Origin of the sequence: Thermovibrio sp., assembly GCA_015488335.1 — a bacterium.
Taxonomy (GTDB): Bacteria; Aquificota; Aquificia; order Desulfurobacteriales; family Desulfurobacteriaceae; genus Balnearium.
Window position 1 is genome coordinate 14,722 of the sequence record WFNZ01000070.1, and the last position, 15,569, is coordinate 30,290.

Sequence of the window (15,569 nt, forward strand, 5' to 3'; positions counted from 1 at the left end):
TTTCTCACATCGGTAAGTGGATTACGATTTCTATTCTCCTGTTCTTAGCCCTACCTTCAGGAGTTGTATTTGGAGCTATTGGCCTGTAAGGACCACAACCTGCTGCCGAGAGTTTTTTTGGGTCGTATCCACACTGAATAAAAAGCCTCAAAATACTCGTTGCCCGTGCTGCAGAGAGCTCCCAGTTTGAAGGGAACCTCTTGCTCTTTATAGGTGTGTTATCTGTATGGCCTTCTATGGTTATTGGTAAGTCAAGTTCCTTTAGTTTTCGGCATATCTCCATAATTATCGGTATCGCCTGAGGATAGGGTTTATCGCTTCCCGGTGGAAAGAGCTTGTCTGTGTTAATCCTCAGCCTTATGCATGTTCCAAATTTTGCAACGTCCGACTTAATCCCCAGCTGCTTAAGTGTTTCTCTTATTTCGTGGAGTTTCTCTTCTATCTTCTTCCTGCTCCTCATTTTGGGGTACATATTTGGCATTTGAACAGGAACGTTCTTTCCCTGAATTACCTTCTCCTCGTAGATTACGTAGTGGCCTCCAAAAGCCTCAATAATTCCCTTTATAGCCTGCTGGAACTTTTCAAGGGAGATTGTTGACATTGAGTAGAGGAGAATAAAAAAAGTAAGGAGGAGGGACATCAGATCACCAAAACTTGTAAGCCAGGCTGGAGGAGCTTTGCACTCCTCCTTTTTTTTCCTTGCCATTACTGACCCTCTTTCAGTTCAACTCCAAAAAGACCGGCAAGTTTCTGACGGAGTATGTTGGGGTTTATTCCCTTCTCTATTGCCTCTGCGGTGAGTATGTATGCTTCAAGGAAGAGCATTTTGAGGTCTTTGTAGTATTTGAGTTTCTTTGCTACAGGAATGCAGAGGGTGTTTGCAAGTATTGCACCGTAGAGTGTTGTAATCATGGCAACGGCCATCCCGGGACCTAACGCTGAGGGGTCTGACAGGTTCTGGAGCATCTGGATGAGACCTATAAGCGTTCCTATCATACCGAAGGCCGGGAATAGATCTCCTAGGGATTCCCAGACCGATGCCTCTGTTGAGAGTTTTTGGTCTATCTGTGCCATGGAGCTCTCTGCGGTGCTCTTTATCTCTTCAACTTCAAGGCCGTCTATCAACATCCTCATAATGTTTCCCAAAAATGGATCTTTTGCGTAGAACTGATCTATGTCTGATTCAAGTGCCAGTATCCCTTCCTTTCTTGCCTTTTTGGCTATTTCTGTTAAGAACTCAACGGTCTCTATTGGATCTCCTACTTCGGGTTTTATGGCTTTTAGAATCGCTTTAAGGGCTCCTATGAATTCTCCCAATGGATAGCCCGCCATTCCTGCAGCAAGGCCACCACCAACAGTGATTAGGAGAGAGGGAACGTTTATGAAGGCTCCAGGGCTTCCACCAATGATTATTGAACCGATAATCAGTAGGTATGCTGCAGCAATACCGATTATCGTTGCTATGTCCATGTTTCACCGCCGTGTTTTTGGTTTTGGCCTTTAAGTGTCTCTATCCATTTTCGGCTTTATTTTAACGGTTTTTAGCCCCATTTGTGTCAAATTGTGTCTTAAAAGGGCGATAATATTTTTTAAAGCAGGGACTCTTTCCCTGATGCCCCACAAATAGCCGTCCCCTCGGCTGCGGAGCAGCCTGAAAGCCCCTCCTTCCGGAGGGGTTCCTTTAAGCTGTATAATTTCCCTATGGTTTTCTTAGTTATTTTCCTCCTTTTGATACCTTCCCTTTCTTGGGCTCTGACTTTAAAGAACGCTGAGCTTTTTGTCCATTCGGTTAAAAGGGGTAGTTTCTGTTCTGAGAGCTTTAAAGAACTTTTCAAAACGGATCTTAAAGAACCTGCCATCCTCCTTTATCTTGACAACTGTTCTATTTCTGAGCGTGTTCCTGAGCCTAAAAGCCTTTATGGAAAGCTCAAGTTGGCTTCTATTTTGAGAGAAAGGGGAAAAGAGAAGGAAGCGAGGGAGCTCTACCTGAAGGTTTTTTCACTTACCAACGACCTTGACGAGGACATTCTTACAGCCAACAGGAGAAATGTTTCTTTTCTGCTTAGACCTGAAGTTTTGAGGCAAAAGGTCTGGCTTGCTGCAAAAAATGGAAATACAGATACAGCCCTTTTTTACCTCTCTTTCTTAAGGGAGGACCCTCACTACACGTACCTCCTTGCCTATATTTTTTTGAAAGAAAAAAAAAGAGCTATTGCCAGAGAGCTCTTTTCTGCCTCTCTCCCCAATGAGCGTTACTTCTTCCTTATGTTTCTTTCCTCCGACCCAGTAGAGAAGTTTGACTTTTATACTAAGCTTATGAGAAGTTCTGATAGGGTTTCCTTTAAGAAAACGGCAACTATCTATATACTGGATAGGTTTTTCAGCAGAGATCTGGGCCTTTTCAGGAGAGCTCTCCCGTACGCCAAAGTTTTCCCGGAAATTTATAACTATTACCTTGCCCGCTACTATGCTTTAACTGGAAACTGTAGAGGTTTGAAATCTCTATCCAGCAGAAGCGAAACGGCAAGAGCTCTTTACTCTACTTGCTCTGGAAAGAGGTGGCGAGGTTCATCTATTGATTTCTACACTCTTCTCCTATCCCCTCTCCGGAAGTTTCCTTACAGTAAAAAGAGAGCTTTCTCAGGACTTAGGCTGAAAAATAAGGGATTGGAATTCCTATACAAGCAGGGTTTTTGTAGTGCAATTTCCTTTATAGACGAACCTTCTCCTCAAAACGCCCTTGCTCAGTATTTGTGTGGTAATTACACTGAAGGGATAAAGTTGGCAGCACCTTTTAAGAAAGAACTTAAGAAATATCCCTATCTCCTTCCCGTTCTCTATCCAAAACCTGCTGTTTTTGGAAACGATATCTTTTCTCTGGCCATAGCCCGTCAGGAGAGCCTCTTTGACGGGAGGGCCCTCTCAAGGAGCGGCGCCATTGGCCTTATGCAGATAATGCCATTTACGGGAAAGTACATAGCTAAAAAACTCAGAGTGAAAAATTTTAAAATTCATCACCTCTACAGGCCGGAAGTTAACTACAAGTTTGGTTCATTCTACATCCATTCTTTGATAAAGCAGTTCCGACTCTTTCCTCTGGCAGCTGCTGCTTACAACTGTGGCCCTACAAGGGTTAAAAAGTCTTTGGAAAGGTTCGGAAAAGTAAAAACCCCTGAAGACCTCATCATCTTTACAGACATTTACCTTCCCTTTCAGGAGACAAGGGATTACGTTAAAAGAACGTATGTTAACCTATATTACTACTCAAACCTGTATGGAAAAGGGACGGAGTGGAAGATTTTCTCTCATCGCTGATAGAGGATGGGTATAAAAAGAACACTATAGACACCTACAGGCGGGTTCTCAGGTATTTCAGGACGTTTTTAGACCTCTACGGCTACGACCTTACAGACTTTGACGAAGACAAACTCTACGGCTACTTCTCTTCCCGCTACAGGACTGAAAAGAGCTTCAGGACTGCAATGTCTGCAATTCAGCACTACCTGAAATTTAAAGGGATAAAGAGAAGGCTGAAGTTCGTTCCGCCGGAATCGGGGGAGTTTCAGGAGTTCAGACCTGTTAAAAAGGAAGAGTTTGACGCCCTTTACAGCCAGCTCTCAAGGTTAAAGTCTGAAGACCTCCAGACCGCACTACTTATGATTTTCAGGCTTGGCCTTTCTCCTGCAGAAATAGGGAAGCTGAAGGTAAGTTCTTACGGCTACTTTATGGGAATTCCTGTCCTTACTGAAAAAAAGATAAAAAGGTTTATTATTGATAATGAGTTAAAGGAAAGGCTTGAGTCAATAAGGCAGGAGAAGTTGCCTATAGCTCCGCTTTTAAACGTTAGGCCTGCCACTGTTAAGGTTACGTTTCACAGAATAATGAAACAGTTAGGCTTCAACCTTACGGTTGCCGACTTTAAGGATAACTACGTGGCGGAGCTCCTCAAAATCGGCCTTCCCATAGACATTGTTGTTGAATACTCAGGGAGGAGTTTAGAACGGGTTTCGTACATAAACAGGGTTTTAAACCTTCGGAGTAAGGCCGAAGTAATTGAGAAGAAACTTAAAAAGAGAGATTAAGCAGAAGCTACTGTGAGTTTGACGCTTCTGTTAAGTGGGAAGACCCTTGAGATGAAAATTTCCTCTCCGTCTGTAAAGGTCGCTATTTCTCCCTGTTTTGTGAGCTCTAAAATGGCCAGGAAATAGGTTATTGCCTCAAGTTTACAGGAGCTCTTTTTCAAAAGCTCAGAAAAGGGAACGAGGTAATTTTCCCTCATAAGGTTCTTTATCTCTTCCACTTTATCCGAGACTTTAAAGCTTTCTGAGGATAGAGTAAGGCCAATTTTCAGCTTTTTGGGCTTTTTCCTTTCAAAAATTCCAATAAGTGCTTCCTTTAAATCTTCTACCGTGTTTGCTATTTTGATCTTGTCCTGAAACTGGAAGATCAGATCTGAAGGGTCGTGCTTTAAGTATTTCGCCGCCTCTTCCTCTAACTTCTCAAGCTCCTGGGCGGCTTTCTTTGACTTTAGATACTCCTCAATAATCTGAACCAGATCTTTCCGTGGGTCTTCCTCTTCTTCCCTTGGAATCAGGTATTCAGACTTTATCCTTGCAAGGGTCGCCGCCATAAGGAGGAACTCTGAGGCCAAGGGGATGTTTAGCTCCTGCATTCTGTAGATGTAGTTGAGGAACTCCTCTGTAATTTCGGCTATGGGGATGTCGTATATGCTGACTTCCCTTTTCTTTATCAGGTATATCAGCAGGTCTAAAGGCCCTTCAAAGACCGGCGTTTCAACCTTTATAGCCAAACCTATCCCCTTATGGCAGCTATCAGGTTTGCAAATTCGGTTGTGAGGAGCTCCATCACGTCGTCTATTGAGATAAGCCCTACCAGTTTTCCGTCTTTATCAACAACTATTAACCGCCTTACTGCTGCGTCCCTGAAAGTTTTTGTAAGCTCAAAGAATGTGGCATCTTCGTTAATAGTTATCGGATCCTTTGTCATCACTTCCCTTACGGGAGTATCCGGGGATTTCTCGTTTCCAACAACCCTGAGGGCTATGTCCCTGTCAGTTATTATCCCAACAGGCCTGTCTCCCTCAATTACAACCAGGCTCCCCACCATCTTGTCTTCCATTCTCTTTGCCGCCAGCTTAACAGGGTCATCTGGTTCAATAACAACAACTTTCCTCTTTATCAGGTCTTTAACAGGCATCTCTCCCTCCTAAAGCCGTTCTACTCTTAATATTAAATCAGAGGGAGAGATGGTGTAAAGGAGGGCAGGGAAACCCTACCCTTTGGAAATTCCCTTCAGGATGAGAACGTAGCGTGGATGGTTGATGTTGTACATTGCAGGGAACTTCTGGTAGATGGGACCTGCGTAGATTGTTTTCCCGTTCTCCTTAACCTCAACTAAGATTGCAGGGTTCTGGGGCTCGTTTGAGCCGGAAGTGTACCCGTTGTCAAGAACTAAGTGGGGAACGATGTAGAGAACCTTAATCTCAAGGCCGCCATACTTAACGGTCTCTCCGTTGTGAACTTTAAACTCTTTAACAACCTTCCCTGAGGCCTTGTCTACAACGTCAACAGTTGCAGTCTTCCACGTTTTTGTAACCTCTTCAGGAATCCTTATAGGCCTGTCAAACTTTGTCATGTTCTTGCTTGAGTGCATTGACATCAGGTCTTTGTTGACCGGCGGGTGACCTGGAGGCATTTTTCCGTTGAGTGGTGGGTGGCCTGGAGGGAGTTTAGGGTGCCCCGGAGGAAGATTTGAGTTCTGGCTCTCAAGTGATGTTAGGGGTTTTGGCATGGGAGCTCCCTTTTCAGCCTTTGGAGCTTCACCCTTCTTAACCTCTTCCTTCTTCCCGCATGAAGAGACGGCGGCGGTTGACAGCCCGACTAAAAGGGCAAGAACTGCTGCTCTCAGTTTCATCGCACTCTCCTTTGAGCTTTGATTTAGGAAACAATTCTATCAAACGCGGAATCTAAACTTATAGTTATTTTCTATTCCAGCTATTGATTAGTAAAATTCGCTAATAAAGTGTTTCTGGAGGAGGTATGGAGAGGAGAGAGTTCTTAAAGATTGCCGGATTGACCGTTCTGATTGGTGCCGGCCTGAAAGTTAAAGACTCTTCCGGCAGAGAGGAGGTATTCAAGCCCGTTCTCATATTTGACCAGGGAAAGTGTATGAGCTGTAAGGCCTGCATGGCCGCCTGCCAGCTTGAGCACGGCCTCAACGAAACACCAGAGATTAACCTCTTCTGGATAAAAGAGAAGGAGATTGGGGAGTATCCGAAGGCAAAGCTGGTCTTCAGTCAAGAGAAGATCTGCGTTCAGTGTTTTGACCACCCCTGTGTCTCTGCCTGCCCCTTTGGAGCCATTTCCGTTAAAGACGGCGGAGTTGTCGTTATAGATGAGAAAAAGTGCACGGGTTGTGAGAAGTGCGTTCCTGCCTGCCCCTTTGACGGCATAGTTATGGATAAGGGGAATAAGGCAAGGAAATGCGACCTCTGTTTTGAGAGGGCTGTTAAGGGAGGAGACATCCCAAGGTGCGTCTCTGTGTGCCCCAGCGGAGCTCTCGTCTTCGGAAACCTCTACAGACCTACAGGGCCTCTGGCACAGCTCCTTAAAGCAAGGCCGGAGGTGAAGAGAGTTCTCCTTAAAAGCCACCACGCAGAGATAGTTCCAGAAGTTGAGAAGGTTGACCCCTACGCCTACCCTGAAACTAAGAAACCGAAAGGAGACAGGATTGTTAATACCGTTTGCCTTGCCTGCAACGCCCGCTGCGGATTAAGGGTAACCGTTAAAGACGGAAAGCTCGTTCAGGTTGACGGAAACCCCTACCACCCCTACAACCGCTCAGGAAAGGAGATTCCGTACAACACCCCTGTAGAGAAAAGCTTTAAAGCCGTTGCAACAACCTGCGCAAAACCACAGATGGACAACGACTACCTCTACAACCCTTACAGGATTACACAGCCTCTTAAAAGGGTTGGAAAGAGGGGAGAGGGCAGGTTCAAGCCCATAAGCTGGGAGCAGCTCATAAGGGAGGTTTCTGAAGGAGGATACCTCTTTAAAGAGATTGGAGACAACCGTTACTACCCGGGAATAAAGGACGTCCTCTCAGACGAACTTGTTGATCCGGGAGCTCCAGAGCTCGGCCCAAAGAGGAACCAGCTTGTCTGGTTTACAGGCCGCTCTCAGGGTGGAAGGAGCCACTTCATAAAGAGGTGGGTTTTCAACGCCATAGGCTCAAAGAACTACATGGCCCATACAGACATCTGTGGAATCGGATTCAGGATGGGTAACTACGCCCTATCAGATGGAAAGCAGGTTGAGTTCAAGGCAGACTACTGGAACAGCAAGTATATGCTGGTCTTTGGTTCAAACATCTACTCTGCACAGCAGCCGGGAGTTAACACCTCTGGAGCAGTAATTGCAAGGAGGATTGCGGCAGGAGAGCTGAAACTTGTTCTCATAGACCCGAGAGCTCCAAAGGCCGTTGCCCACGCCCACAGGTGGCTCCCCGTCAAGCCCACAAAAGACGGAGCCCTCGCAATGGGCTTCATAAGGGTGATGCTTGAAAACGGCTGGTACGATAAAGACTTCCTCTCTATTCCATCTATGAAAGCTGCCAGAAAGGCCGGGAGGAACGTCTACACAAACGCCACCCACCTTGTAATCGTTGATGAAAACCACCCTGAAGCCGGAAGGGTTTTGAGGGTTAAAGACGTTAAGGGACTTAAAGGAAAGCCGGGCGAAGAGGTTGTTATAGACCCTGAAACGAAGAAGCCTGTTTCGGCGGGGAGTGTTGAGAGAGCTCTCCTTGAGTGGGAGGGAGAGGTAAACGGCATTAAGGTGAAAACCGCTTTTTCTCTTATGAAAGAGAGCGTAATGAAACACCCCCTCTCTTTCTACGCTGAAGAGTCTGGAATTGATGAGAAAACAATTAAGGAGGTTGCAAAGGAGTTCTGGGAGCACTCCCCTTATGCTGTTGCCTTTGCATACCACGGAGGTGGGAACTACGTTGGGGGAACCTACGCAAGCTACGCCCTTGCGATGATGAACGCCCTTGTTGGAAATATAAACAGGAAGGGAGGATACCTGTGCAGGGGTAAAGGAGCGGCCAGCTGGCAGAATGGCCTCTATGACCTCAAACACTTTCCCGGAATGAAAAAGCCGAAAGGAGTGAAAATTTCAAGGGAGAAAGCCCGCTACGAGGACTCAACGGAGTTCAAGAAGAAGGGATACCCCTCAAAACTTCCCTGGTTCCCGTTTACTAAAGGCGGCCTTTCTGTCTCCGCAATCTCCGGAATTGACCAGAAATACCCCTACCCTGTTAAGGTTGTTATCACCTACTTCTCAGACCTCATCTACAGTATGCCCGGTGGAAGGCGATTCATTGAAACCTTAAGCAACCACGATAAAGTTCCCCTCTACATCTCAATAGACACAACCATAAACGAGACCAACATCTACGCCGACTACATAGTCCCAGACGTTACCTACTTAGAAGGGCACTACGGTTTCCTGACTCCACATGCGCCCGGCTGCTGGTTTACTGCAGTTAGAACCCCTGTTGTTGAGCCTTTAACAGGAAGAACCAGAGACGGAAGGTCATTCTGTATGGAGACTTTCCTTATAGACGTTGCCCGCTACCTGAAACTTCCCGGATACGGAGAAAGAGCAATTCCCGGAAAAGACGGAAAACTCTACCCCCTCATTACTCCTGAAGACTACTACCTGAGGGGAATTGCAAACCTTGCCGAGAACGCGAAAGTGAGGAGAGCTCCCAAAAGCGAAATCAGATACGTTGAGGAGAACTACTACGTTGCAAAGTTCAAGGGAATCCTTCCAAAGGAGCAGTGGGAGAAAGTCTGCACAGTTCTTTCAAGGGGCGGAGTCTTCAGGCCTTACGAGGAGACCTTTGATAGGAACGGAAACTTCAGGTTTGGCATTCCAAAGGTCTGCATCTGGAACGAGAAGTTAGGAACTACCAGGAACTCTCTAACCGGAGAGAAACTTTGGGGAACGCTCCGCTACTACCCATCAACCACATACTTTGGAAAGCCCGTTGAGGAGGTTGATAGAGACTATCCGTTCAACATCATTACCTACAAGTCTGCACTCCATACCCAGTCAAGGACTATTGTTTACAACCAGGCCCTCGTTTACGACCCCGACTTTGAGCTGAAGATAAACCCGAAAGACGCTGAGGAGTTGGGCCTTAAGGAAGGTGATAAAGTTAGACTCTACTCAAGGAGCAACCCGAAAGGGGTTATCACGAAGGTTAAGATTACAAACCTTGTCCGCCCCGGGACTGTTGCCTACTCCCATCACTTCGGCCACTGGCAGCACGGGGCTTCTCCCGTCTATATAGAAAATGCTGAAAAGGTTCTTGTTGGCGGCAAAAAGGTTGCGAACGGCAACTGGACAAAGGTTGACCCAAGGCGCGGCGTCGGCGTTACGATGAACAGGCTCACAAGGAGGGACGAGGAGCTCTTCAACCTTCCATTGGTTGAACCTATCGGCGGAATTCCAGACTTCAGCAGCACGAGGGTTAGGATTGAGAAGATTGAGGAGGGTTAGTATGAAGAAACTCTTGACTGTAGTTGCCACTGTTCTGATTTCAAACTCAGCTTTTGGAGCAACCTACCAGCTTATAGAAACCGTTGACGTTAAGCCCCAGCCCAATGCAAAACTCGTTGAGATATGGATACCCGTTCCTTACGAAAACAGGTGGCAGAAAATAGAGAAGATAGAGGTTGACTCTCCTTACTCATTTACTCTTCAGAAAGAGGGCGAGTATGGTAACCGATTTATCTACATAAGGAAGGAGGGGGGAGTAAAGGAGCCCTTTAGAGTAAAAGTGAAAGTGGTTGTTGACAGAAAAGAGGTTTCACCCACTAAGAGAAACTGTCCCGTTCCACTTCGCTACTACCTTTCAGACAGGTTGGTTCCCGTAGAGAAGTTCAAAAAGCTTGCTGAAACGATAACCGCAGGGAAGAAGACAGACCTTGAGAAGATGAGGGCGATTTACGATTACGTTGTCTCCCACATGAAGTATTTAAAGGTTGGAAAAGGCTGGGGAAGGGGAGACGCCATCTGGGCCTGCTCTGCAAAGCACGGAAACTGCACAGACTTCCACTCCCTCTTCATAGCCCTCTGCAGGGCTGCCGGCATTCCTGCCCTCTTTGAAATAGGAATTCCCGTTAACGGAGATGGAACTGTTAAGGGATACCACTGCTGGGTTCTTGCATTCCCTAAAGGCTACACCTACGGTATAGACGCCTCTGAAGCTGCCAAGCACCCTGAAAAGAGAGAATACTACTTCGGACACCTCTGCGACCACAGGATCGGTATAACCAGAGGTAGAGACCTTCTACTCTCACCGGCCCAGCACGGAGACAGAATAAACTTCCTCTACAAGGCCTACGAAGAGGTTGACCTTCAGCCCGTAAACGGCGTTTCAACCACCTATACAGTTAAGAGGCTTAAGTAGTTTTCGGGGGAGCTCCATCTCCCCCTTCAACTTTCATCTTCCTTTTTAAGAATTTCAGGAACCGGCGGCAAAATGCCATTTCTTTTCCACAAATTCCCTCTCTAACCCCTTGACAACACTCTGCCTTTCCATATCTTTATTACCAGCAATTAGCACTCTCTTTAGGTGAGTGCTAACAAAACTAAGGGAAGAGGAGGGCGAGATGAAGCTGAAGCCGCTCTACGACAGGGTTGTTGTTAAGAAGATAGAGATGGAGCAAAAAACTGCCGGTGGAATCATTCTTCCAGACACAGCAAAGGAAGAGTCTCAGATTGGAGAGGTTATCGCCGTAGGAGAGGGAAGGCTCCTTGAGAACGGTGAAATCAGGCCCCTCAAGGTAAAAGAGGGAGACAAAGTTCTCTTCAGCAAGTATGCAGGAAACGAAGTGAAGATTGACGGCGAGGAGCTCCTTGTAATCAGAGAAGAGGACATCCTCGCAATTGTTGAGGAGTAATCAAAACTAAGAGAGGGAGGTGAGAGATGGCTGGAAAGGAAATAATCTTCAGCAACGAGGCAAGGCAGAAGATAAAGGCAGGTGTAGATAAACTTGCAAACGCCGTTAAGGCTACAATGGGTCCTGGCGGTAGGAACGTTGTTCTTGAGAGGAAGTTTGGCTCTCCACTCGTTACAAAAGACGGTGTTACCGTTGCCAAGGAAATTGAACTTCCAGATCCTGTTGAGAACATCGGTGCTCAGCTTGTTAAAGAGGTAGCTCAGAAAACTGCTGACAAGGCAGGCGACGGAACAACAACTGCTACAGTTCTCGCTCAGGCTATCTACAGCGACGGCCTCAAGTTCGTAACGGCAGGCGAGAACGCAATTGAGATTAAGAGGGGAATTGACGAGGCCGTTAAGGTTATCGTTGACGAGCTCAAGAAGATTGCGAAGCCTGTTGAGACCAAAGAGCAGATTGCTCAGGTAGCCACAATTTCTGCGAACTACGACCGTGAAATCGGTGAGCTCATCGCCGAGGCTATGGACAAAGTAGGTAAGGAAGGCGTTATCACCGTTGAAGAGGCTAAGGGTCTTGAGACAACCCTTGAAGTTGTTGAGGGTATGCAGTTTGACAGGGGTTACCTCTCTCCATACTTCGTAACAGACCCTGAGAAGATGGAGTGTGTTCTTGAGAATCCATACATCCTCATCTACGGTAAGAAGATCAGCAACATCAGGGAGCTCCTTCCAGTCCTTGAGCAGGTAGCAAGGGAAGGAAGACCGCTCCTCATCATTGCTGAGGATGTAGAGGGTGAAGCTCTTGCAACACTCGTAGTCAACAAGCTTCGTGGAACACTTCAAGTATGTGCAGTTAAGGCTCCTGGATTTGGCGAGAGAAGAAAGGCTATGCTCCAGGACATTGCAGTTCTCACAGGCGGAACTGCAATCCTTGAAGACCTTGGAATCAAGCTTGAAAACGTTACTCTTGACATGCTTGGTCAGGCCGACAAGGTTGTTGTTGACAAAGAGCACACAACAATCATCGGCGGTAAGGGTAAGCCAGAAGACATTGAGGCAAGGATCAAGCAGATTAAGGCTGAGCTTGAGAAAGCAACATCTGAGTACGATAAGGAGAAACTCCAGGAAAGGCTTGCCAAGCTTGCAGGCGGCGTAGCAATCATCAAAGTTGGTGCCGCAACAGAGGCTGAGCTCAAGGAGAAGAAGGCAAGGGTTGAAGACGCTCTCCACGCTACAAGGGCTGCAGTTGAGGAAGGTATCGTTCCCGGTGGTGGAACAGCACTCCTTGCAGCATCCCAGAAGCTTGACGACCTTGCAAAAGAGCTTGACGAGAAAGGTGAGATTGACAAGAAGCACGGCGTTGAAATAGTTAAGAAGGCTGTTGAGGCTCCACTGAGGCAGATTGCCGACAACGCAGGATATGCCGGACAGGTAATTGTTGAGAAGGTTAAGGAGCTCATCAAGGAGAAAGGCGTAGAGTGGGGCTTCAACGCAAGGAAGGGTGAGTTTGAGAACCTCGTTGAAGCCGGAGTAATTGACCCTGCTAAGGTTGAGAGGGTTGCTATCCAGAACGCTGCATCTGCAGCAGGTCTTCTCCTCACAACAGAGGCTACTGTAACTGAGATACCTGAGAAAGAGGAGAAGGCACCAGGGGCTGGAATGCCTGAGTTCTAAGCCTGACTGCTACAAAAACTTTGGGGCGCCTTCGGGCGCCCTTTTGTTTTTAATCTGAAACTACTCTGTTCTTGCCTGCCCTTTTGGCTTTATACAGCCTTTCATCTGCAAGTTCAATTACTTCTTTAGGACACTTAGAACACTTTGCTTCTCTACATTCAGCAACTCCAAAACTTACCGTTATCCTTTTCCCCGGATAGTTAAAAACGCTGTTTTCAATTATTTTTCTCAGTTTTTCAGCTACGAACTTTGCGTTTTCTTTTTCAGTTTCCGGAAGGACTATGAGGAACTCTTCACCGCCATATCTTCCGACAAAGTCTTTTCTTCTGAGGTTTTCTTTAAAGATTTTTCCTAATTCTTTTAGAACCCTATCTCCTGCCTGATGGCCGAAGGTGTCGTTAATCTGTTTGAAATTGTCTATGTCTGCCATTATTACGGAGTAGGGAGAACTTTCACAGTTTACAGCTTTAAGGCGAGAGAAGAGAGCTCTCCTTGTTAAAACTCCTGTTAAGTAGTCTTTGTCTAAGAGGAGGCGGAGCTCCTCTCTGAATCTGTCTAAAATAAACCTGTAAACGGCAGCTACCGTTGAGAAAACTAAATATGCTGTAAAAGCACTGAGTCCTAATTTGTATGTTTCTTTAGTAAAAAGAACGTAGCTACTATCAAAGAGCTGAAATGAAAAAATTAACGAAACTAAAAAAATTGGGGAGTAAGTAAAAAAGAGAAAAAGTTTAAAATCAAACAACATACTGGAAAGAAGAGGAATGAGAGGGAACCAGTAGAGGCTGTAAATTTCTCCTTTTATTAAGTGAAAACATAAAGCTAATGTGAGGGCAACTATAGAAGTTAAAGAGGATAAAAATGGTTTTCGGAAGAATTTAAGGAGGATAAGCGCAATAAAGTAAGCAGAAATAGTTAAGATATTTCCCCAGAAGAAGAGTTTGTTCCCAATGAAGTATTCTAAACTGATGAAAACAGATTCAACTATCAGCCCTGTTATTAAGGTAAGGAAACTTAAGAAAATTTGGCAGCCTTCTGAAAGCTCTGTGGAGGTGACAGTTCTTGAAAAACAGTCAGATGTAGCCCTGAGCATGTAGAACTCCGGTTAAAAGGGGGAAAACTCCCCCGGAAAATTTAACTTAGGAGTAGAGCTCGGAGAGCTCCGGGTAGAGCGGATGCTTTCCGCATATCTCTATGACTTCTGATTTTACCCTTTCAATGACTTTCTCGTCGTTGATATTCTTCAAAACTTCAGCTATCAGCTGGGCAATTTTCCTGGCCTCGTCTTCTTTAATTCCCCTTGTTGTTACTGCAGGAGTTCCAATTCTGATTCCGCTCGTTACAAAGGGGCTTCTTGTGTCAAAGGGTATTGTGTTCTTGTTTACAGTGATGTTCGCCCTTCCAAGGGCAGCTTCGGCCTCTTTTCCTGTGATTCCCTTGTCTGTCAGGTCAACCAACATCAGGTGGTTGTCCGTTCCTCCAGAAACGAGTCTGAAGCCCTGGCGCTGGAGCTCCTCAGCCATCGCTTTTGCGTTCTTAACAACCTGCTCCTGGTATTTCCTGAACTCATCAGTTTGAGCTTCTTTAAACGCAACAGCTTTGGCTGCAATTACGTGCATCAGAGGGCCACCCTGAAGTCCCGGGAATACGGCTTTATCAATATCCTTTGCAAACTCCTCTTTGCACATTACAACGCCGCCCCTTGGACCCCTGAGGGTTTTGTGGGTTGTTGTTGTGACGAAGTGGCATGCCTCAATAGGTGATGGGTGCAGTCCTGCAACGACCAGCCCTGCAATGTGGGCGATGTCTGCAAGGAGGAGAGCTCCCACCTCATCTGCAATTTCCCTGAACTTATCAAAGTCAATAACCCTCGGGTAGGCGGAGGCTCCGCAGATTATAAGTTTAGGCTTGTGTTCCTTTGCCAGCTTGTAAACCTGATCAAAGTCAATCGTTTCTGTATCTTTCCTTACTCCGTACTGAACAACGTTGAAATACTTTCCGGTCATGTTTACAGGTGAGCCGTGGGAGAGGTGGCCGCCGTGTGAGAGGTTCATTGAGAGGATTGTGTCTCCCGGCTTTAGAACTGCTAGATAAACGGCCTGGTTTGCCTGTGAGCCTGAGTGGGGTTGAACGTTAACGTGGTCTGCCCCAAAGAGCTCCTTACACCTCTTTATTGCAAGCTCCTCTGCAATATCAACACACTCACAGCCCCCGTAATAGCGCTTACCCGGGTAACCCTCTGCGTACTTGTTTGTAAGAACAGACCCTTGAGCTTCCATAACAGCAGGAGAGGTAAAGTTCTCAGAGGCTATGAGCTCAAGGTGCTCGTTCTGCCTCTTGTACTCGCATTTGAGCGCTTCAAAGATTTCAGGATCAACTGTTTTAAGGTGCTTCATCGTCTATTCCTCCACATTCGTTTTCTTCAATCTTGTGAATCTTGTTGATTCTCCTCTCGTGCCTTCCTCCATCAAAAGGAGTTTCAAGCCACGCCTTAACTATCCTCTTTGCAAGTTCCTCTCCCAAAACCCTTCCACCTAAACAGAGGACGTTTGCGTTGTTGTGTCTCCTGCTCATCTCTGCTGCGTAAACGTTGTAGCACAGTGCTGCCCTTATTCCCTTTACCTTGTTGGCAGCGATGGAGATGCCTATTCCCGTTCCGCAGATGAAGATTCCCCTGTCTGCTTCTCCGTTTACAATTCCTTTAGCGGCCTTGTAGGCAAAGTCCGGGTAGTCAACAGAGTCTTCTGAGTAGGTTCCGTAGTCAACGTATTCAATTCCAAGCTCCTCAAGGTAAGATTTGATAACCTCTTTCAGTCTGAATCCTCCGTGGTCACAGGCAAGGGCTATCTTCATAACTTTCCTCCTTGAGAGTTGACCGAATTATATTACTTCAGGGAGAG

15 protein-coding genes are annotated in these 15,569 nt (G+C 46.3%); 6 read left to right on the forward strand and 9 right to left on the reverse strand.

From position 1 onward, the window contains the following. Positions 1–4: 4 nt before the first annotated feature. From F8H35_RS08825 to F8H35_RS08835, 3 genes are all read right to left on the reverse strand, one after another. On the reverse strand, positions 5–706 hold the full coding sequence (locus tag F8H35_RS08825; RefSeq protein WP_472573175.1) for an OmpA/MotB family protein: 702 nt from the start codon (positions 704–706) through the stop codon (positions 5–7). Next, entirely contained in the window at positions 706–1,470 is a 765-nt protein-coding gene (locus F8H35_RS08830; RefSeq protein WP_472573176.1) for a motility protein A, read from the reverse strand. Before F8H35_RS08830 ends, F8H35_RS08825 begins: the two co-directional genes overlap by 1 nt. A 119-nt stretch (positions 1,471–1,589) precedes the next feature. Further along, a complete protein-coding gene (locus F8H35_RS08835; protein ID WP_472573177.1) occupies positions 1,590–1,859 on the reverse strand; it encodes a hypothetical protein in 270 nt (89 codons plus the stop codon). A gap of 73 nt (positions 1,860–1,932) precedes the next feature. Here F8H35_RS08835 and F8H35_RS08840 point away from each other — a divergent pair, with 73 nt between their 5' ends. Together F8H35_RS08840 and F8H35_RS08845 are read left to right on the forward strand one after the other, a co-directional pair. After that, positions 1,933–3,315: a lytic transglycosylase domain-containing protein gene (locus tag F8H35_RS08840; RefSeq protein WP_472573178.1), complete on the forward strand. Its 1,383-nt coding sequence runs from the start codon at positions 1,933–1,935 to the stop codon at positions 3,313–3,315. Continuing rightward, complete coding sequence (locus F8H35_RS08845) at positions 3,291–4,082, forward strand: site-specific integrase (protein WP_472573179.1); 792 nt, start codon at positions 3,291–3,293, stop codon at positions 4,080–4,082. Before F8H35_RS08840 ends, F8H35_RS08845 begins: the two co-directional genes overlap by 25 nt. Here F8H35_RS08845 and F8H35_RS08850 read toward each other — a convergent pair. The 3 genes from F8H35_RS08850 to F8H35_RS08860 form a co-directional block, all read right to left on the reverse strand. Beyond that, a complete protein-coding gene (locus tag F8H35_RS08850; protein WP_472573180.1) occupies positions 4,079–4,810 on the reverse strand; it encodes a segregation and condensation protein A in 732 nt (243 codons plus the stop codon). The genes F8H35_RS08845 and F8H35_RS08850 overlap by 4 nt on opposite strands. Before the next feature lie 2 nt (positions 4,811–4,812). Beyond that, complete coding sequence (locus F8H35_RS08855; protein WP_472573181.1) at positions 4,813–5,217, reverse strand: CBS domain-containing protein; 405 nt, start codon at positions 5,215–5,217, stop codon at positions 4,813–4,815. Between the two features lie 75 nt (positions 5,218–5,292). Next, positions 5,293–5,934, reverse strand: a complete 642-nt coding sequence (locus F8H35_RS08860; protein WP_472573182.1) for a DUF2155 domain-containing protein — start codon at positions 5,932–5,934, stop codon at positions 5,293–5,295. Positions 5,935–6,059: 125 nt separating this feature from the next. On the opposite strand from F8H35_RS08860, the gene F8H35_RS08865 reads away from it, so the two are divergent. The 4 genes from F8H35_RS08865 (at position 6,060) to groL (ending at position 12,669) form a co-directional block, all read left to right on the forward strand. Further along, positions 6,060–9,590 (forward strand): 4Fe-4S dicluster domain-containing protein, encoded by a 3,531-nt coding sequence (locus F8H35_RS08865; RefSeq protein WP_472573183.1) that lies wholly within the window; start codon positions 6,060–6,062, stop codon positions 9,588–9,590. Position 9,591: 1 nt separating this feature from the next. After that, on the forward strand, positions 9,592–10,503 hold the full coding sequence (locus F8H35_RS08870; RefSeq protein ID WP_472573184.1) for a transglutaminase-like domain-containing protein: 912 nt from the start codon (positions 9,592–9,594) through the stop codon (positions 10,501–10,503). 202 nt (positions 10,504–10,705) lie between these two features. Then, positions 10,706–10,996: a co-chaperone GroES gene (gene groES / locus F8H35_RS08875; RefSeq protein ID WP_013537972.1), complete on the forward strand. Its 291-nt coding sequence runs from the start codon at positions 10,706–10,708 to the stop codon at positions 10,994–10,996. A 26-nt stretch (positions 10,997–11,022) separates the two neighbouring features. Next, the gene (gene groL / locus F8H35_RS08880) at positions 11,023–12,669 is read left to right on the forward strand and encodes a chaperonin GroEL (RefSeq protein WP_472573185.1); all 1,647 of its coding nucleotides are present in this window, start codon (positions 11,023–11,025) and stop codon (positions 12,667–12,669) included. Positions 12,670–12,718: 49 nt separating this feature from the next. Here the strand turns inward: groL and F8H35_RS08885 are convergent, their stop codons facing one another. The 3 genes from F8H35_RS08885 to rpiB form a co-directional block, all read right to left on the reverse strand. Continuing rightward, complete coding sequence (locus F8H35_RS08885; RefSeq protein WP_472573186.1) at positions 12,719–13,417, reverse strand: GGDEF domain-containing protein; 699 nt, start codon at positions 13,415–13,417, stop codon at positions 12,719–12,721. Positions 13,418–13,808: 391 nt separating this feature from the next. Beyond that, on the reverse strand, positions 13,809–15,065 hold the full coding sequence (locus F8H35_RS08890) for a serine hydroxymethyltransferase (RefSeq protein ID WP_472573187.1): 1,257 nt from the start codon (positions 15,063–15,065) through the stop codon (positions 13,809–13,811). Continuing rightward, complete coding sequence (gene rpiB / locus F8H35_RS08895) at positions 15,052–15,522, reverse strand: ribose 5-phosphate isomerase B (protein WP_472573188.1); 471 nt, start codon at positions 15,520–15,522, stop codon at positions 15,052–15,054. Before rpiB ends, F8H35_RS08890 begins: the two co-directional genes overlap by 14 nt. Between the last annotated feature and the right edge of the window lie 47 nt (positions 15,523–15,569).